Origin of the sequence: Micromonospora sp. NPDC047527 (assembly GCF_040643015.1) — a bacterium.
GTDB lineage: Bacteria > Actinomycetota > Actinomycetes > Mycobacteriales > Micromonosporaceae > Micromonospora.
The window spans coordinates 193434-212148 of sequence record NZ_JBEYTK010000009.1; the positions used below are offsets into that span (position 1 = coordinate 193434).

The window sequence follows — 18715 nt, forward strand, 5'->3', positions numbered from 1 at the left end:
ACGGCCCGCAGGCCCGTGCAGCCTGGCGGCTGTGCCGGTCCGTGTCTGTTAGAAGGTGTGTTCGGCTGCGGGGAACTCGCCGCCGCGGACCTCGTCGGCGAAGCGGCGGGTGGCCTCGGTCAGGGTGCCGGCCAGGTCGGCGTATCGCTTCACGAAGCGCGGGGCCTTGCCGGTACGCAGGCCGGCCATGTCCTGCCAGACCAGCACCTGGGCGTCGGTGTCCGGGCCGGCGCCGATGCCCACCGTGGGGATCGGCAGTTCGTGGGTGATCTGCTTGGCGACCTCACCCGGCACCATTTCCAGGACCACCGCGAAGGCGCCCGCCTCGGTCACCGCCCGCGCGTCGGCGAGCACCTCGTCGGCTGTGTCTCCGCGGCCCTGCACCCGGTAGCCGCCCAGCGTGTGCTCACTCTGCGGGGTGAAGCCGATGTGCGCCATCACCGGAATGCCGGCACCGACGATCGCGGCGATCTGCGCGGCGCAGCGTCGGCCGCCCTCAAGCTTCACCGCGTGGCAGCCGCCCTCCTTCATGAACCGTACGGCGGTGCGCAGCGCCTGGGTCGGGCCCTCCTCGTACGAGCCGAACGGCAGGTCACCGACGATCAGGGCCTGCCGGGTCGAGCGCACCACGGCCCGTACCAGCGGGAGCAGGTCGTCGGTGGTGACCGGCAGGGTGGTCTCGTAGCCGAACACGTTGTTCGCGGCCGAGTCGCCGACCAGCAGCACCGGTACGCCGGCCTGGTCGAAGATCGACGCGGTGTACTGGTCGTACGAGGTGAGCATCGGCCACCGTTCGCCGCGCTCCTTGGCGGCGATCAGGTCCCTGGTGCGGACGCGACGGGTGGCCGGTCCGCCGTACAGCGCGGTCACCTCGTTCGGAGTGGACTCCACCATCACTGTCTCCTTCCTCGAGGCCGCCTGCGCGGTCCCCGGGTTCTGTCGCGATCGTCGCACCGGGGGAGGGGGTGACGGCAGGGCGCAGTGGAAGATCTCACTCCCGTACGGTGGCGGGGCGCCGGGTCGGGTCAGCGACCCGGCGCCCCCGGGGACGACTCAGCCGTCCTCGCGCCACCGGTTGGTGATGGGGAGCCGGCGGTCCCGGCCGAACGCCTTCATCGAGATCTTCGCGCCGGGCGCGGACTGCCGTCGCTTGTACTCGGCGGTATCCACCAGCCGGAGCACCTTGTCCACCACCGCCGGGTCGTGGCCCGACTCGACCAGCCCGTCCCGGCCGAGGTCGCCGTCGACGTAACCGATGAGGATCGGGTCCAGTACGTCGTAGTCGGGCAGGCTGTCACTGTCCAGTTGGCCCGGGCTCAGTTCGGCGCTCGGTGGCTTGCCGATCGAGTTCTCCGGGATCGGTGCGGTCTCGCCCCGGCGGGCCGCGTCCGCGTTGCGCCATTTCGCCAGCCGCCAGACCAGCGTCTTCCAGACGTCCTTGATCGGGTTGAAGCCACCCACCGAGTCTCCGTACAGGGTGGAGTAGCCGACCGCGAGCTCGCTCTTGTTGCCGGTGGTGAGCACCAGGTGGCCCTCCTGGTTCGACAGGGCCATCAGGATGACGCCACGGACCCGGGCCTGGAGGTTCTCCACGGCGACACCGGACAGCGACAGGTTGGCCAGGAAGCTGTCCACCATCGGCTGGATCGGCTCGACGCGGTAATCCAGACCGGTGCGCTTGGCCAGGTCGGCGGCGTCCTCGCGGGAGTGCTCCGAGGAGTGCTGGCTGGGCAGCGACACCCCGACCACCCGGTCCGGGCCGAGCGCGTCGACCGCCAGGGCGGCCACCACCGCCGAGTCGATGCCGCCGGAGAGGCCGAGCACCACGGACGGGAACCAGTTCTTGTTGACGTAGTCGCGCAGGCCGAGCACCAGCGCCTGCCACACCTCCGCCTCGTCGGCCACCGGCTCGATCAGCCCGCCGGAGGCGGCCGGGCCGGTCGGTGCGGGCGGGATCGTCTCCACGGTGCTGTGCACGACCCGCATGTCGTCGGCGACGCTCTGGCTGCCCGGTGCCGTGGTTGCGGCCGGCAGTTCGACGTCGTGTACGAGCAGGTGTTCGACGAACTGCGGGGCACGGGTGAGCAGTTCGCCGTCGGCCGTGACGATCATCGAGTCGCCCTCGAAGACCAGCTCGTCCTGGCCGCCGATCATGTTGACGTACGCGACGGTGGCGCCCGCCTCGGCGGCCCGACGCCGGACCAGCGGTAGCCGGACGTCGTCCTTGTTCAGCTCGTACGGCGAGCCGTTGATGTTGACCACCAGGCCGACGCCGGCCTGCCGGGCGGCGGCGAACGGACCGCCGGCCTGCCACAGGTCCTCGCAGATGGTCAGCGCGACGTCCACGCCGCCGAGGCGGACCACGGTCAGCTCGTCGCCGGGGATGAAGTAGCGGTCCTCGTCGAAGACGCCGTAGTTGGGCAGGTGGTGCTTGAAGTAGCGGGCGGCCACCGCGCCCCGGTGCAGCAGCGCGGCGGCGTTGCGGGCACCCCGGCCCGGCTCGGCGTCCCCGCTGACCTGTGGTGGGCCGTCGGCGTCGAGGTAGCCGACCACGACCGGCAGGTCACCGAGGCCGTCGGCGGCGAGGTCCGCGGCGAGCCGCTCCAGGGCGGCCCGGGACGCGGCGATGAAGGAGCGCCGGAAGACGAGGTCCTCGACCGGGTACCCGGTCAGCATCATCTCCGGGAAGAGCACCAGTTGGGCGCCGGCGTCGGCCGCCTGGCGGGTCCAGCTGCGGACCAGGTCGGCGTTGCCGGAGAGGTCGCCGACTCTCGGGTTGACCTGGGACAGGGCGAGACGCAGGGTGGGCATGTGCTCATCTTGCCCCAGCTTCGCCGGGGCAATCCGTACCCTCGAACGAGATGACGGCCACGCTGCGTCGCGCCCGGCCGCCGGGCGGGACACGAGGGGACGGGCGGCGGTGGTTCGCGTAACGTCTGCGTAACCAGGCCCGGGAACACTGGGCGATCAGGTCGGGTGCACCCGACCAAGGCGGACAAAAGAGTGTCGCGAGGGGTTGGGGAAGTGGACCGTCAGCAGGAGTTCGTCCTCCGTACGCTGGAAGAGCGGGACATCCGGTTCGTCCGGCTGTGGTTCACGGACGTGCTGGGCACGCTCAAGAGCGTCTCGGTGGCGCCCGCGGAGCTGGAGTCGGCCTTCGAGGAGGGCATCGGCTTCGACGGCTCGGCGATCGAGGGCTTCGCCCGGGTCTTCGAATCGGACATGGTGGCCATGCCCGACCCGACCACCTTCCAGGTCTTCCCGTTCGAGGGCGGGGTCAGCGGCGAGAGCGCGCGGATGTTCTGCGACATCCTGCTGCCCGACGGCGGGCCCTCCTGGGCCGACCCCCGGCACGTGCTGCGCCGCGCGCTGTCCAAGGCCGCCGAGAAGGGCTTCACCTTCTACACCCACCCCGAGATCGAGTTCTTCCTGCTGGAGAACGGTCCGCAGGACGGCTCGGTGCCCACCCCGGTCGACACCGGCGGCTACTTCGAGCACACCACCCACGCGGTGGCCCGCGACTTCCGCCGTCAGGGCGTGCTGGCGCTGGAGCGGATCGGCATCTCGGTGGAGTTCAGCCACCACGAGGTCGCCCCCGGCCAGCAGGAGATCGACCTGCGCTACGCCGACGCGCTCACCACCGCCGACAACATCATGACCTTCCGGCACGTGGTCAAGGAGGTGGCGCTCTCCACCGGCGTGCAGGCCAGCTTCATGCCGAAGCCGTTCACCGACCAGCCGGGCAGCGGCATGCACACCCACCTGTCGCTGTTCGAGGGCGAGCGCAACGCCTTCCACGACGCTGGCGACCCGATGAAGCTCTCCAAGGTGGCGAAGTCGTTCATCGCCGGCCTGCTGGTGCACGCCCGGGAGTACACGGCGGTCACCAACCAGTGGGTCAACTCGTACAAGCGGCTGTTCCCGCAGGCCCTGCCGGACCGGATCACCGAGAGCCCGGCGTACGTCTGCTGGGGTCACCTGAACCGGTCCGCGCTGGTCCGGGTGCCCGCGTACGGCAAGCCCAACTCGGCCCGGGTCGAGGTCCGCTCGCCGGACTCGGCGGCCAACCCGTACCTCGCCTTCGCGGTGCTGCTCGGCGCCGGCATGAAGGGCATCGAGGAGGGCTACGAGCTGCCGCCGGGCGCCGAGGACGACGTCTGGTCGCTGAGCAGCGCCGAGCGGCGTGCCATGGGCTACGAGGCGCTGCCGGAGAACCTCGCCGAGGCGATCGACGTGATGGCCGAGTCCGAGCTGGTCGCCGAGGTGCTCGGCGAGCACGTCTTCGACTTCTTCCTGCGCAACAAGCGGGCCGAGTGGGAGCAGTACCGCCGCGAGGTCACCCCGTACGAGCGGCAGCGCTACCTGGCGCTGTAGTGCGGGGATGACGCGGTTGCGCACTGCCGCTATCGTCTCGATCACCGCGCCGGTACCCCTCCGGGCGGAGAGTCGGGAGGCAAGTCGGTGCTGGAGGACCTGTTCAGCGGTGCCTGGCAGAGCGTCGTGTTCGGAGTCGTGGGCGTCGGGCTCATGGCGGCCGGGTTCGGGCTGGTCGACCTGCTGACTCCGGGCCGTTTGCGCGACCTGATCTGGGTCGAGCGCAACTCCAACGCGGGTCTGCTGCTCGCCGCCAACCAGCTCGGCATCGCCGGGATCGTCTTCACGGCGATCCTGACCAGCTACAGCGACTTCGGCAAGGGGCTCGCCTCCACCGTGGTCTTCGGCCTGGTCGGGCTGGCCATCATGGCGCTGGCCTTCGTGGTGCTCGACCTGCTCACCCCCGGAAAGCTCGGTGAGATCATCTGCTCGTCCGAGCCGCACCCGGCGGCCCGGGTCAGCGCCGCCACGCACTTCGGCGCGGCCCTGATCGTCTGCGCCTGCATCGCCTGAGGCTGCGCTTATCCCGGGTCCGGACGCCGAGCGCGGCGCCGGCCATCGCCGCCGAGCGCGGCGCCGGCCATCGCCGCCGAGCGCGGCGCCGGCGGTCGCCGCCGGGTGGGACTCCGGCCATCGCCGTCGGGTCGGACGCCGAGGGGCAGTGCCCGCCATCGCCCCCGCGCCGGTCGCTGCGGCGGCAGCGCGCCGCCGGGCGAGCGCTGCCGCTGCGGTACGCCGACCGCTGGTACGCCGACCGCTGGTACGCCGACCGCCGGTACGCCGGTCGCTGGTACGCCCGATCGCGCCGTGCCGACTCGGCGCGAGCCGCTGACCAGGGTTTCGCCCAGACGGTGAGACGCGCCGGTACCAAGTTCACTGCCGAACCCGTGAAACATCTCACTGGATCGTGCTCTTGTGGACGGCCGGGAGCGGCCCTGTCGAGGTGATCAAGGCGGGGCAAATGGTGAGGACTGCGCTCACCAGGGCGGACGTACTGGTCCCCCTGGTCAGAGGGTGCCTGCCTGCCCTCCGGCCATCGCCCAAACGGATCTTGGAGGCATGCCGGGATATGGATAGGTTCTAGCTTCTTCGAGCCTGGTCAGCCAGTCGTCGACCGGGCTCGACACCGTAAGGAGAGGCACATGACCAACGGCGGTTACCCCAATTCACCCGTTACCGAGTCCTCAGGCTCCACTGTGAACCGGCGTCGCATGCTGACCATCGCTCTCGGTGGTGCGGCCACTGTGGCTCTTCCGGCCCCGGCCTGGGCGGCCAACGACAAGCGCCCCGGCGCCCACCGGCCGCCGAAGCTCACGCCGGACGATCGCAAGATCATCGCTCAGGCCTCGGCCGTGCGGGCGCTGAAGCACCTGCGTGTCCTCAGCGAGGACATCGGACCGCGCATCGGTGGGACGCCCTCCGAGCGTCGCGCCGCGGACTACATCGCCAAGGAGTTGGGCCGCCTCGGCTACCGCGTCAAGCTGGAGCCGTTCGCGGTGGCGGACAAGTTCCTCGCCCAGCTCTCCTCGCCGACTCCGCTGCCCCGCGACCTGAACTGGCAGGCAGGTGCCTCGGCGCACGGCGCGCTGAACACCACGGTTCGTGGCGATGTGGTGGACGCGGGCGCGGGCGCGCCGGAGAACTACCCCGCGAACGCGGCCGGCAAGATTGTCCTGGTCGACTACGTGGCCGCCCGGCGTGAGCAGTTGGTCGCCACCGCACTGGCCCAGGGCGCGGTCGCCGTGGTTCTCCTCGCCGCCGACGGCGTACCGCCCCGGCGTAGCGGGACGTTCTCGCCGACCCTGCCCGGCTCGGCCAACTCGCCGGTGCCGATCCCGGTGGTCGGTGTCGCGCAGGCGCAGAAGGAGCGGCTGCGTGCCCTGCTCGCCCAGCGGCGGCGGCTCACGCTCACCATCTCCACCGTGGCGCACCGCAACTTGACGTCCAACAACGTCATCGCCGAGCGGGTCGGGCGCTCCGGCGCCAACGGGCCGGTCGTGATGGTCAGCGCCCACTACGACACGGTCATCGGCGCTCCCGGTGCCAACGACGACGGCTCCGGCACGGTGCTCTGCCTCGAGCTGGCCCGCGTGATGAAGGCGATCCCGCTCAACGCCACCCTCCGGTTCGCCCTGTGGGGCTCGGAGGAGCAGGGGCTGCTCGGCTCGCGTCACCACGTCCGGCAGCTGCCGCAGGCAGAGCGGGACCGGTTCCTCGCCGTGTACCAGAACGACATGGTCGCCACCAGCTGGGACCCGGCGACTCTCTACTGGCTGCTCTCCTTCACCGGGCAGGCCAACCGCGCCACCGACGAGGTGTCGGCTGCGGGCCTGCGCCTCGGCTACGACCCGCGCATGTCGCCGGTGACGCAGCGCGGCGCCAGCGACCACCAGTCCTTCCAGGAGGTCGGCATCGCCAGCGCCAACTTCTCCTGGCGTGGCGAGGAGAGCCCGGCGCTGCTGGAGCCTCCGTACCACACGCCCGAGGACACCATCGCCAAGAACATCAGCCTTGAGCGGCTCCAGGTCTCGCTCGAGCTGATCGGTTGCGCCGCGTACGCGACGGCTCGCTGAGGACTGTCCCGCACCTGGTGACGTGCCAGGGACGGGACAGGACGACGGGCGCCGCATCCGGGTACGTCCCGGTGCGGCGCCCGTTCGCATGTGGAGCTTCAACGTGGTCCGTCCGACGGACTCCGGGCGCGTTCGTTGTCGTCAGGACGGCAACGAACGCACCCGAGCCGGTCGGTGCGGGGGTGGCGGCCCCGCCGGTGCCGGCCGGGAGGAGGTTCGGCCGGCGAGGGGCGGCGGGGCCACCTGTCACTTGCCGGTCTGGCCGGACTCGGCGTCCTGACCGGGCTCGCCCTTCGGGGCGTCCTGACCGGGCTTGCTGTCCTGACCGGGCTTGCCGTGCGGGCCGCCGTGGCCGGGCTTGCCGTCGTGGCCGCCCTTGCCCGGGCCCGGGAACACGCCGGCCTCGGCGGCCTTGAGCACCGCGTCGGCTTGCTCCTGGGTCAGCTTGCCGTCCGTGACGGCCTGGTCCAGCCGCTCCTTCAGGGCGTCCTGCCGGTCCTGCGTCGAGGGCCGTTCCGGCCGGTCGCCCTGCCGCTGCTCGTGCAGCTTCTCCAGCGCCGCGGTGACCTGGTCGGTCGACACACCCAACTCCTTGGCAAGGGCCTCGGCGAACTCGGCCTGCCGGTCGGCGTGCCGCTGCTGGCGGTCGCCGCCCTGGTCGGTGGTGCTGGCGCTCGGGGACGGGGTCTTGTCGTCGGCGAGAGCCACCGTCGGGGCGGCGATCCCGACGCCGAGCACTCCCGCGGCGGCGAAGCCGGCCAGCAGGTGCTTCTTCGACATCTTGCGGATCATGCGAATCTCCTATTCGGTGGTGATGCGATGACGTCACCGACAGTGACCGCCGGAGCTGAGGGTCACCCATGGCGAACCTGTCAGCGGGCTGGCAATTCGCGGGAAAGGCCGGATTTATTCGGGTTGCGTCACCCTCGGGGAGGCCGGAAGGCTGGGCGAAACCCGACGAAAGGGCACTCCATGACGCAGCCCGCTATCCGCGAGGTCGCGCTCACCGGGCCGGGCTCCGGGCCGTACGCGATCACGGTCGGTCCCGACGGCGCGCTCTGGCTGACGCTGGCCGGCTCCGGCGGCGTCGCCCGGCTCGGCCTCGACGGCGAGGTACGCACCTACCGCGCCGACCCTCCGCAGAGCCGACCTCTGATCATCGTCGCCGGCCCGGACGACGCGCTCTGGTACACCCGCTCGGGTGACGACCGGCTCGGCCGGGTGACCGTCGACGGCCGGGTCGACTCGGTGGAGCTGCCTGCGGGCTGTGCGCCCTGCGGCCTGGCCGTCGGTCCGGACGGCGCCCTCTGGTACGCCGGCATGGGTGACGACACGGTCGGCCGGGTGACCGTCGACGGGGCCGTCACCACCTACCCGCTGCCGGTCGCCAAGGGCTTCCCGTCGATGCTGGCCGCAGGCCCGGACGACGCGCTCTGGCTCACGCTCAACCAGGCGAACGCCATCGCCCGGGTGGACCTCGACGGTGCGATGACTGTGCACCCGCTGCCCACCGAGGCCGCCGGGCCGGTCGGCATCACGCTCGGCGGCGACGGCGCGCTGTGGTTCGTCGAGATCGCCGCCGGGCAACTGGGCCGGATCACACCTGAGGGGCGGATCGACGAGTTCCCGCTGCCGGACCGCACGGCCCGCCCGCACGCGATCGTCGCCGACCCGGACGGCGGCTGCTGGTTCACCGAGTGGGGCGCCAACCGGATCGGCCACATCGACCCGGACGGCGGCATCACCGGCCACGACCTGCCGACCCCCGCCTCCGAACCGCACGGCCTCACGGTCACCCCGGACGGCGCGGTCTGGGCCGCCCTGGAAACCGGCGCCGTGGCCCACCTGACCCCCGTCCGACCTTGACCCCCCTGCCCCGCCAACCAGGGTCGGGGAGGGGTTACTGGACCGCTGAGGCGACTGTGAGGGTTGCGGTTGTTGTGTCAAGGGTGGCGGCAGTGCCCACCGGGACGGTGAGCTGGCCGGGGCCGTGGCCGACCGGCAGGCCGCCGAGCACCGGTACGCCGAGGTCACCGAGCCGTTCGCTGAGCACGTCGGTGACCGTGGTGTCCCACCCGTCGGCGCAGTTGGTGAACTGCCCCACCGCCACCCCGGCCAGCCCGTCGAGCGCACCCGCCCGGCGCAGTTGGGTGAGCATCCGGTCGACCTTGTACGGGGGCTCCTGCACGTCCTCGATCAACAGCACCGCTCCGGTCAGGTCGGGCAGGTCCGGCGTGCCGACCGACGCGACGATCATGCACAGGTTGCCGCCGAGCAGGGTGCCGGTGGCCCGACCCGGCACGCGTACGCCGAAGGTGTCCTCGCCGGGCACCGCCGTGACCGTCACCGGTTCGGTGGTCATCAGCGCGGCGTGCAGCGACTCGGCCGACCGCAGCGGGGTCCGCTCGTCCCGCCAGGCGGCCCCCGGGCCGTGCACGCCGGCCAGCCGGGCGCCCCGCCAGAGCGCGAACTGCAACGCGGTGATGTCGGAGAAGCCGGCCACCACCTTCGGGTCGCGGCGGACGGCGGCCAGGTCGAGGGCGTCCACGATCCGCTGCACGCCGTACCCGCCCCGGGTGCAGATCACCCCGCGCACCTGCGGGTCGGTGAACGCCGCGTTCAGGTCGGCGGCGCGCAGCTCGTCCGTGCCGGCCAGGTAACCCCGCCGTGCGTACGCGTTCGGCGCCAGCACCGGCCGCAACCCCCAGCCGGTGAGCAGCTCCACCCCACGGGCCACCCGCTCCGGCGAGGTCGGCCCGGACGGCGACACCAGCAGCACCGTGTCGCCCGGGCGCAGCACTGGCGGGCGGACGACGCCGTTCACGGCACGATCATCGGGCACAGCGGCAGAGCTTAGCCGCGCTAACGACCCGCGTGTCGGCGTACCGTCCGGGCCGGTCGGGACGCCGGCCGACCCGCGCCGGGCCGGTGCCGCGCCGGCCGCCCCGCGAACCGGCTGGGCCGCCGGCCGGGACGCCGACCGACCCGCGCCGGGCCGGTGCGTCGGCCGCCGCGCGAACACGACGGGTGGCGCGACTCGGGACATCCGGCGCCCACCGGCTAGCCTCGACGGGTGGCAACCGCGCTGGTGATCGAGAACGACCCGACGGACGACGCGCGCCGGCTGGGTGAGTGGCTGACCGAGGCCGGGCTGGAGCTGTGGGTGGTTCGCCCGCACGCCGGTGACGAGCTCCCCGCCGACCTGGAGGGGTACGCGGCGCTGGTGGTGCTCGGCGGCGACCAGCAGGCGTACCCGCTGCCGGACGGCTCGCCCGGTGCGCCCTGGTTCCCGGCGGTGGAGGGCCTGCTGCGCAAGGCGGTCCGGTACCGGGTGCCCACCCTGGCCGTCTGCCTGGGCGCGCAACTGCTCGCCACCGCGCACGCCGGCCTGGTGGAGCGTAGCCCGTCCGGGCCGGAGATCGGCCCCGGCGTGGTCGGCCGCCGCGACGCCGCCGAGAGTGATCCACTGTTCCGGTACGTGCCGTTGATCCCGGACGTGCTCCAGTGGCACTCCGACGAGATCACCGAGCTGCCCCGGGGCGCCACCCTGCTGGCGGCCTCCACCCGCTACCCGCATCAGGCGTTCCGGCTCGGCGACCGGGCCTGGGGTCTCCAGTTCCACATCGAGTGCGACACCGCGATGATCGCCGACTGGGCCACCGACTCGACCCAGCTCGCCGAGCTGGGCTACGACCCGGAGCTGGTGGTGGCGGCCTGCGACGCGGTGATGGTCGACGTCGAGGAGGTCTGGCAGCCGTTCGCCGCCCGGTTCGCCGCGCTGGCCCTCGGCGAACTGGACGACAGCATGATGCGGCGCGGCCTGCCGCTGCTCGGGCACTGATGAGTCGGCCGACCAGGACGCCCGGGCGGCTCGCGCGCTACGGCTTCGGCGTCGCGGACGGCGACGGTGGGGCACGCGCCGCCGACCTGCTCGGCCCGGACGGGCTGAACCTGTGGCGGCTGGCCGAGCAGGAACCGGTTGACGAGGCGGCCGGGGAGCTGCTCGCCGTGCTGTCCCGGGCCGCCGACCCGGATCTGGCGCTGCGTCAACTGCACCGCATCGTCGAGGCCGAACGTCGCGTCGACGGCGGCACCGAACGCACCGACGGCGTCACCGCCGGGCCAGGGCTGTTGGCGGAGCTGCACACCGACCCCGGGCTGCGGCGGCGACTGATCGCGGTGCTCGGCGCCTCGGCGGCGCTCGGCGATCACCTGGTTGCCCACCCCGAGCACTGCCTGACGTTGCGTACCGCCCCGGACGGGCTCGCGCCGATCGCCGAGGGCCGGCTGGAGCCGACCGACGGTGGCAACCCCGTGGCGGTGCTGCGGACCGCGTACCGGCTGGCGTTGCTGCGGATCGCGGCGGCCGACCTGACCGGCGGGCGCGCCCTGGAACAGACCATGGCCGCGCTGTCCGCGCTGGCTGACGCGACACTGGCCGCAGCGTACGAGATCGCCGTCGCGGAGCTGGCGGACGGCACCGAGCGGCCCCGGCTCGCGGTGGTCGCGATGGGCAAGTGCGGCGGCGGCGAGCTGAACTACGTCTCCGACGTGGACGTCATCTTCGTGGCCGCCGAGGACGTCGACCTGTCCGCCGCGACCCTGGTGGCGACCCGGCTGATCCACATCTGTGGGCTTGTCGCGTGGCCGGTGGACGCCGCGCTGCGCCCCGAGGGCAACCGGGGCCCACTGGTGCGGACCCTCGCCAGTCACCTCGCCTACTACCGGCGGTGGGCGCGCACCTGGGAGTTCCAGGCGCTGCTCAAGGCCCGCCCGGCCGCCGGTGACCTGCCGCTGGCCCAGGAGTGGATCGACCAGCTCGCGCCGCTGGTCTGGCGGGCGGCCGAACGTCCCGAGGCGGTCGAGGACGTCCGCGCGATGCGGCGTCGGATCATCGACCACATCCCGCCGAAGGAGTTGGAACGCGAGATCAAGCGCGGTCCGGGCGGGTTGCGCGACATCGAGTTCGCCGTCCAGTTGCTGCAACTCGTGCACGGTCGCGGTGACGAGACGCTGCGGGCGCCCGGCACCATCCCGGCGCTGCGTGCGCTCGTCGCCGGTGGCTACGTCGGTCGGGCCGACGGCGAGGCGCTGCTGCGCGGCTACCGCTTCCTGCGCAGCGTCGAGCACCGCCTCCAACTACAGGCCCTGCGCCGCACGCACACCGTGCCCACCGAGCCGGGCGCGCTGCGCTGGCTCGCCGCCGCGCTGGGCTTCACGGCCGCGCCGGGGCGCAGCGCCGTGGAGAGCTTCCGGGCCGAGTGGGTCACCCACGCCGCAGAGGTACGACGGCTGCACGCCAAACTGCTCTACCGGCCGCTGCTGGAGTCGGTGGCCCGGGTGCCGGCCGACGGGCTGCGGCTCACCCCGGAGGCGGCCAGGCACCGGCTGGAGATCCTCGGCTTCGCCGACCCGGCCGGGGCGCTGCGCCACCTGCAGGCGCTCACCGGCGGGGTGAGTCGCACGGCGGCCATCCAGCGGACCCTGCTGCCGGTGCTGCTCAGCGAGTTCGCTGACGCGCCGGAGCCGGACCGGGGGCTGCTCAACTACCGCAAGGTCTCCGACAAGCTGGGCAGCACCCCCTGGTACCTGCGGCTGCTGCGCGACGGCGGCCCGGTCGCCCGGCGGCTCGCCCGGGTCCTCGCCCTGTCCCGGTACGTCGCCGACCTGCTCGCCCGGGACCCGGAGGCGCTGCGGCTGCTGGCCGAGGAGAACGAGCTGGCGCCGCGCCCGCGCGAGGTCCTCCGGGAGGGTTTCCTGGCGGCGGCGGCCCGGCACACCGATCCGGTCGAGGCAACCCGGGCGGTACGCGCGCTGCGCTGCCGGGAGCTGGTCCGGGTGGCCTGCGCCGACGTGCTCTGCCGGGCGGGCGCGCTCGCACCCACCCCCACCGGGCCGGACGGCGCGAACCGGCCCGCCCCGGGGCTGGCCGACATCACCGGGGTGGGGACAGCGCTCGCCGACGTCACCGACGCCACCCTGGCCGCCGCGTTGCGCGCCGCCCGGGCCAGCCAGTCGGCGCCCTCCGGGCTGCGGTTCGCGGTGATCGGCGTGGGACGGCTCGGCGGGTACGAGTCGAACTACCTCTCCGACGCCGACGTGCTCTTCGTCTACGACGCGCCCGCCGGCAGCGGCGACGGCGCGGCCAGCGCCGCCGCGCACGCGATCGCCGAGGAGCTGCGCCGGCTGCTCGGCGTGCCCGCCCCCGACCCGCCGCTGGGCGTCGACGCCGACCTGCGCCCCGAGGGCCGGCAGGGTCCGCTGGTGCGCAGCCTCGCCGCCTACGCGCAGTACTACGCCCGCTGGTCGCGGGTGTGGGAGGCGCAGGCGCTGCTGCGCGCCCGGTTCGTCTGCGGTGACGCCGACCTGGGCGCCGAGTTCGAGGCGATGATCGACCCGGTGCGCTACCCGGCCGACGGGCTGACCCGCGAGCAGGTCGTCGAGATCCGCCGGATCAAGGCCCGGGTGGAGACCGAGCGGCTGCCCCGGGGCGCCGACCCGGCCACCCACACCAAGCTGGGCCGTGGTGGGCTGGCCGACGTGGAGTGGGCGGTGCAGCTCGTCCAGCTCCGGCACGCGGGGGCCGTCCCGGCGCTGCGTGGCACGCGTACCCTCGACGCCCTCGCGGCCGCCGAGCGGGCCGGCCTGATCGACCCGGCGGACGCCGCGGAGATGGCCGCCGGATGGTCCCTGGCCGCGCAGGTCCGCAACGCGCTGATGCTGGTGCGCGGCCGGGACGGCGACCAACTGCCCCGGCACGGGGTGGAGTTGGCCGGGGTCGTCCGGCTGCTCGGCCGCGACGACCCGGGGGAGTTCCTCGACGAGTACCTGCGCGTCGGCCGCCGCTCCCGCGCCGCCGTCCAACGCGTCCTGGAGGCGTAGGGCCCTCTCAGCTGCCGAGGGTGTACTCGCCGGGGCGGGGGACCGTGACGGTGGTCCAGTCGCCGTCGGCGGTGACGGTGGCGCCACCGGACGCGGCCAGCCAGCGGCTGTGCCGGACCCGGACCGCCACCGGGCCGGCGGCCGGTGCCCGGAAGGTCACCGCCGCGCCGTCGGCGCGGACCAGTTCGGCGGGTGCGGCGACCAGCGGCGTCGGGTCGGCCACCGCCCAGACCCGCCAGTGCGCGCCCGACCAGACTGGCGTCAGGTACGGCAGCCCGCCCTCCACCAGCTCCGCCTCGGCCCGCCCCACCCACGACAGGGGTGCGTCCGGCACGGCCACGAACTGCACGGCGTTCTCCGCCAGCCAGGCCCGGTAGGTGGCCGCGGTCAGCGGTACGCCGGTGCCGTCCGCGCCGGGCACCGTCGTGAAGAACAGCGGGTTGCGGTCGATGTCGGCCTGCCGCAGCCACCCCCGGGCGAGCGGCACCTCACCCAGCCGGGCCGCCTCCCAGTAGTTGCGCGTCGGCGGCACCTCGACCCGGCCGGTGACCCGCTGCCCGGCGAGGAACGCGCGCAGCGGCGCGTGGTAGCCGGGCGCGCTTGTCGGATCGCCGATGCCCCGCAGGTCGGCGGGGACCACCGGCGGCTGCCAGACGCAGACCGCCACCAGCAGCGCGGCCAGACCGACGCCCCCGACGAGCCGGGCGCGGGCGGGTCGTGCCGCCCGTGGGGCCAGCCAGGCCGGCGGGCGGGCGGCAGCGGCCAGCACCGGCAGCGCGAACATCGTCGCCAGCCGGGTCGCGTTCAACCCGACCGGCGTGTGCACCAGGGCGGCGGCGAGCACCCCGGCGGCGGAGAGCAGCGCGCCGAACCGCACCGGCCGGTACGCCACCAACGCGGCCACCACCAGACTGGTCAGCGTCGCGCGCACCGTGTCGGTGCGGCTGATGTTCATCCAACCGCCGTCGCCGAAGAACAGCGCCGTCGCGGCGAGCGGCACGGCCGCCGCGACGCCGAGCGCCAAGCCGTCGGCGTACCGGCGGCTGAGCAGCAGCGCGACACCCGCGAGGCCGACGAAGAGACCCGCCACCGGGCTCGTCGCCGAGGCCAGCAGCGCACCGGCGGCGGCCAGCCCGATCCTTCGACCCGGGGGTACGCCCCGAGTCAGCGCGAGCAGCGCGGCCAGCCCCAACGCCACACCCAGGGCGTAGGTGACCCGGCCGGAGACCAGGTTGCCGGCCAGCGTGACCACCCCGACCAGGCTGCCCAGCAGCGGCCGGGGCACCGGGCTGCGGACCAGCAGCGCGGCCAGCGCGGCGGCCGACGCCACCAGCGCCAGGGCACCGGTCACCCGCACGCCGAGCAGCGCCATCACCGGCTGGGACACCAGGCTGTAGCCGAACTGCTGCACCCCGCCGTACCAGCGCAGATCGACCGGGGTGGGACCGTGCGCGGCGAAGAAGTCCGCCCGTGCGACCTGCGCGGCGAGGTCCGAACCCATCAGCGGCAGAGCCAGCCAGAGCGCGCCGAGCACGGCGGCGGCACCGGTGGACACCGCCACCACCCGACTGCGTCGCATGCCCACCTCCGTACCGCGACCACCGTACTGGCAGCATGTCCGGCGTGCCTCACCACCTCGCGCGTTGGACCGGACTGGCAGGATCAGCCCTGCTCGCCGTCGCCGCGTTCCTCGGCGGCGCCCTGCCCGACTCACCCCTGCGGCCCACCCCGGTAAGCATCTGGCAGGGCCCGAACGGGCCGCTGGTGATCGCCACCTGGCTGGTCGGTACCGGGCTGATGGCGTACGCCTGGTGGTCGCTGCGCGACGGCGTGCCGTCGACCCGCTGGGCGCTGGTCACCGTCGGGCTGTGGCTGCTGCCGCTGCTGATCGCGCCGCCGCTGGCCAGCCGAGACGTCTACGCGTACGCCTGCCAGGGCGCCAGCTACGCCGCTGGGCTCAACCCCTACGAGCAGGGCGTCTCCGTGCTGCCCTGCCCCTGGCTGGACAGCATCTCCTACATCTGGCGGGACACCCCGGCGCCGTACGGGCCGCTGTTCGTGGTGCTGTCCGGCGCGGTGGTGAAGGCCACCGGATCGCTGACCGCCGCGATCGTGGCGTTCCGGCTGATCGCGGTGGCGGGGGTGGCGCTGACCGCGGTCAGTCTGCCGGTGCTGGCGCGACGGGCCGGCGTACCGGCCGGTCGGGCGGTCTGGCTGACGCTGGCCTGCCCGCTGGTCGCCGTGCACCTCGTCGCCGGCGCGCACAACGACGCCCTGATGGTCGGCCTGCTGGTCGCCGGGCTGGCCCTGATCGCGTCCCGGCCCGGCCGCCCCGGCCCGCTGCTCGCCGGTGGGGCGCTGCTCGGCCTGGCTGCCGCGATCAAGGTGACCGCGCTGGTCGTGGTGCCGTTCGCCGCGCTGGCCGCGATCGTCGGCGGGTACTCGATCCGGGCGCTGATCCGGCACGGCGGGTGGGTAGTCGGCAGTTCGGTCGCCGTCGTGGCCGGCGTGACAGTCGCCGCCGGGCTGGACTTCGGCTGGGTCGGTGGGCTGGCCCGGGGTGGCGACGTGATCGCCTGGACGTCGCCGTCCACCGCAGTCGGGCAGACCGTCGGCTACCTGGCGGTGCCGTTCGGCGGGCACATCGACGCGCTGCCGGTCACCCGGGCGATCGGCATGGCGGTGCTGGCGGTGCTGCTGGTCTGGCTCTGGTGGCGGGCCCGCACCCGGGAGCCGCTGTGGCACGCCGGCCTGGCGCTGGCCGCCACGGTCGCCCTCGCGCCGCTGTTCCACCCCTGGTACTGGATCTGGCCGCTGGCCGTGCTGGCGGCGACCGCCCGACGGACCGGCTGGTTCACCGTGATCGCCCTGGTGTCGTCGTTCCTGGTGCTGCCCGACGGCACCGGCCTGCCCCGGTTCACCAAGTCCGTCGGTGCGCCACTGATGACGCTGTTGGTGATCGTGCTGGTCGTCCGGTTGGTACGGTCGGCTCGGGCGGCCCGTCAGCCGGTCGCCGCCGACTGAGGGAAGGTGCGCCGGTGACCGCTCCCGGCGCACCCCCGCCGCCGGCTGGTCCACAGGTCCCACGCCTCGCCCGGTACGTGGGGCTGGCCGGCGCGGTCCTGCTGGCCGTCGCCGGGTATCTCGGCGGTGCGCTGCCTGACTCCCCGCTGGGCGCGACGCCGGCGTCGATCTGGCGAGCCCCGGGTGGCCCGGCGACGCTGATCTGCTGGCTGGTCGGCACCGCGCTGCTGGTCGGCGCGTGGTGGTCGCTGCGCGAGGGGGCGCCGTCGACCCGCTGGGCGTACGTCACCGCTGGGCTGTGGATGCTGCCGCTGCTGGTCGCGCCGCCGCTGGGCAGCCGGGACGTCTACTCGTACGCCTGCCAGGGCTGGACGTACGCGCACGGCGTCGACCCGTACGCGACGTCGGTGGCGGCGGCGGGCTGTCCGTGGCTGGACACGGTGGCGCCGATCTGGCGGGACACCCCGGCACCGTACGGGCCGCTGTTCGTGCTGCTCGCGGCGCTCGCGGTCGGCCTCGGCGGCGGGCTCACCGGAACGGTCGTCGCGCTGCGGGTGATCGCCGTGGCGGGGCTGCTGCTGGCCGCGCTCTGCCTGCCCGGCCTGGCCCGGGCGGCAGGGGTGCCGACCCGGCGGGCAGCCTGGCTGGCACTGGCCAGCCCGCTGGTCGGAGTGCACCTGGTGGCCGGGGCGCACAACGACGCGCTGATGCTCGGGCTGCTGCTGTGCGGCCTGCTGATTGTGGTCCGCCGACCGGGCCGGCCGTCGGCGTTGCTGTTCGCCGGGGCGCTGCTCGGGCTCGCGGTGACGGTGAAGGCCAGTGCCGTGGTGGTGGCGCCGTTCGCCGCGCTGGCTGCCGTGCACGGTCGCTACACCGTACGGGCGCTGCTGCGCGACGGCGGCTGGCTGGCCGGCGGGCTGCTCGCCGCGCTCCTGGTCGCCTCGGCGCTGTCCGGCCTCGGCTTCGGCTGGGTCGGTGGGTTGACCCACAGCGGGGACTCCGAGCAGTGGACGTCGCCGCCCACCGCCGTCGGCCTGGTGGTGGACTACGCGGGCGCACTGGTCGGTCGGGACCCACAGGCGGTGCCGGTGGTCCGGGCGACCGCGCTGCTGCTGCTCGCCGGGGTGCTGGTGGTGCTCTGGTGGCAGGGCTGGCAGGCGCTGCGCGCGTTGAACGACGTCCGGCAGTGGGTGACCCGGATCGAGGCGGCACGCCCCCGGGTGGCGCTGCACGGCGCGGCGCTGGCGCTGGTCGCCACCGTCGTCCTGTCCCCGGTCTTCCACCCCTGGTACGCCACCTGGCCCCTGGCCCTGCTCGCGCTCACCGCATCTCGGACGACGTGGTTCGTGTTGCCGGCCTCGGCGGCGGCCTTCCTCGCCCTACCAGACGGCACCAACCTGGCCCGCTTCACCAAGGCCCCCGGCGCCCTGGCGATGACCGCCCTGCTCCTGGTGCTGCTCCTGCTGCGCGTCCGCCCGCGCCGCCGATGATCCCCGCGCTGCCGCCCGCCCCTCCCGCCCCGCCGATGCTCCCCGCGCCGCCGACGGTGCCCGTGCCGCCGAAGGTGCCGATGGTGCCCGCGCTAACCGCGACCCGCGCCAGCGCCGGTGATCGAGCGACTTCCGGTTGGGCAAAACGGACAAAATGTCTCCCTAGTTGCGTGTCCAACGCAGCCCACGGTCATGATCGTGCTTGATCCAGGATCGAGTGGTGTCGGCGCGTCGGTGAGGCCACTACATCGTGGATCGAGCACGATCTTGGCGCAGGGGCGCAGGGGCGCAGGGGCGCAGGGGCGCAGGGGCGCAGGGGCGCAGGGGCGCAGGGGCGCAGGGGCGCAGGGGCGCAGGGGCGCAGGGGCGCAG

General features: G+C 73.8%; 13 protein-coding genes. 8 read left to right on the forward strand and 5 right to left on the reverse strand.

Features of this window, described 5'->3' with window-relative positions:
- Positions 1 to 48: 48 nt before the first annotated feature.
- Positions 49 to 894 carry a 3-methyl-2-oxobutanoate hydroxymethyltransferase gene (gene panB, locus ABZ808_RS27705; protein ID WP_357011970.1) on the reverse strand — a complete coding sequence of 282 codons (846 nt, stop codon included), beginning with the start codon at positions 892 to 894 and terminating at the stop codon, positions 49 to 51.
- 159 nt (positions 895 to 1053) lie between these two features.
- Positions 1054 to 2811 (reverse strand): NAD+ synthase, encoded by a 1758-nt coding sequence (locus ABZ808_RS27710; RefSeq protein WP_357011973.1) that lies wholly within the window; start codon positions 2809 to 2811, stop codon positions 1054 to 1056.
- Between the two features lie 213 nt (positions 2812 to 3024).
- On the opposite strand from ABZ808_RS27710, the gene glnA reads away from it, so the two are divergent.
- The 3 genes from glnA to ABZ808_RS27725 all read left to right on the forward strand — a co-directional run bounded on the left by glnA (position 3025) and on the right by ABZ808_RS27725 (position 6947).
- Complete coding sequence (gene glnA / locus ABZ808_RS27715; RefSeq protein ID WP_357011975.1) at positions 3025 to 4374, forward strand: type I glutamate--ammonia ligase; 1350 nt, start codon at positions 3025 to 3027, stop codon at positions 4372 to 4374.
- 87 nt (positions 4375 to 4461) lie between these two features.
- Positions 4462 to 4887 (forward strand): DUF350 domain-containing protein, encoded by a 426-nt coding sequence (locus tag ABZ808_RS27720; RefSeq protein WP_357011978.1) that lies wholly within the window; start codon positions 4462 to 4464, stop codon positions 4885 to 4887.
- A 698-nt stretch (positions 4888 to 5585) separates the two neighbouring features.
- The gene (locus ABZ808_RS27725) at positions 5586 to 6947 is read left to right on the forward strand and encodes a M28 family peptidase (protein ID WP_357011980.1); all 1362 of its coding nucleotides are present in this window, start codon (positions 5586 to 5588) and stop codon (positions 6945 to 6947) included.
- 246 nt (positions 6948 to 7193) lie between these two features.
- Here ABZ808_RS27725 and ABZ808_RS27730 read toward each other — a convergent pair whose 3' ends face one another.
- The gene (locus tag ABZ808_RS27730) at positions 7194 to 7739 is read right to left on the reverse strand and encodes a hypothetical protein (protein ID WP_357011982.1); all 546 of its coding nucleotides are present in this window, start codon (positions 7737 to 7739) and stop codon (positions 7194 to 7196) included.
- Positions 7740 to 7919: 180 nt separating this feature from the next.
- Between ABZ808_RS27730 and ABZ808_RS27735 the strand changes: the two genes are divergently transcribed.
- The gene (locus tag ABZ808_RS27735) at positions 7920 to 8813 is read left to right on the forward strand and encodes a virginiamycin B lyase (protein WP_357011984.1); all 894 of its coding nucleotides are present in this window, start codon (positions 7920 to 7922) and stop codon (positions 8811 to 8813) included.
- A 34-nt stretch (positions 8814 to 8847) separates the two neighbouring features.
- Here the strand turns inward: ABZ808_RS27735 and ABZ808_RS27740 are convergent, their stop codons facing one another.
- A complete protein-coding gene (locus ABZ808_RS27740; RefSeq protein ID WP_357011986.1) occupies positions 8848 to 9771 on the reverse strand; it encodes an LD-carboxypeptidase in 924 nt (307 codons plus the stop codon).
- A gap of 249 nt (positions 9772 to 10020) precedes the next feature.
- Between ABZ808_RS27740 and ABZ808_RS27745 the strand changes: the two genes are divergently transcribed.
- Together ABZ808_RS27745 and ABZ808_RS27750 are read left to right on the forward strand one after the other, a co-directional pair.
- Positions 10021 to 10788, forward strand: coding sequence for a type 1 glutamine amidotransferase (locus ABZ808_RS27745; RefSeq protein ID WP_357011989.1), 768 nt, complete (start codon positions 10021 to 10023; stop codon positions 10786 to 10788).
- Positions 10788 to 13829 (forward strand): bifunctional [glutamine synthetase] adenylyltransferase/[glutamine synthetase]-adenylyl-L-tyrosine phosphorylase, encoded by a 3042-nt coding sequence (locus ABZ808_RS27750; protein WP_357011992.1) that lies wholly within the window; start codon positions 10788 to 10790, stop codon positions 13827 to 13829. The genes ABZ808_RS27745 and ABZ808_RS27750 overlap by 1 nt, the downstream gene beginning before the upstream one ends.
- Positions 13830 to 13836: 7 nt before the next feature.
- Here the strand turns inward: ABZ808_RS27750 and ABZ808_RS27755 are convergent, their stop codons facing one another.
- Entirely contained in the window at positions 13837 to 15408 is a 1572-nt protein-coding gene (locus ABZ808_RS27755; RefSeq protein ID WP_357011995.1) for a hypothetical protein, read from the reverse strand.
- A gap of 44 nt (positions 15409 to 15452) precedes the next feature.
- Between ABZ808_RS27755 and mptB (ABZ808_RS27760) the strand changes: the two genes are divergently transcribed.
- Positions 15453 to 16853, forward strand: a complete 1401-nt coding sequence (gene mptB, locus ABZ808_RS27760) for a polyprenol phosphomannose-dependent alpha 1,6 mannosyltransferase MptB (protein WP_357011997.1) — start codon at positions 15453 to 15455, stop codon at positions 16851 to 16853.
- Positions 16854 to 16867: 14 nt separating this feature from the next.
- Positions 16868 to 18343 carry a polyprenol phosphomannose-dependent alpha 1,6 mannosyltransferase MptB gene (gene mptB, locus ABZ808_RS27765; RefSeq protein WP_357011999.1) on the forward strand — a complete coding sequence of 492 codons (1476 nt, stop codon included), beginning with the start codon at positions 16868 to 16870 and terminating at the stop codon, positions 18341 to 18343.
- Positions 18344 to 18715 lie beyond the last annotated feature (372 nt).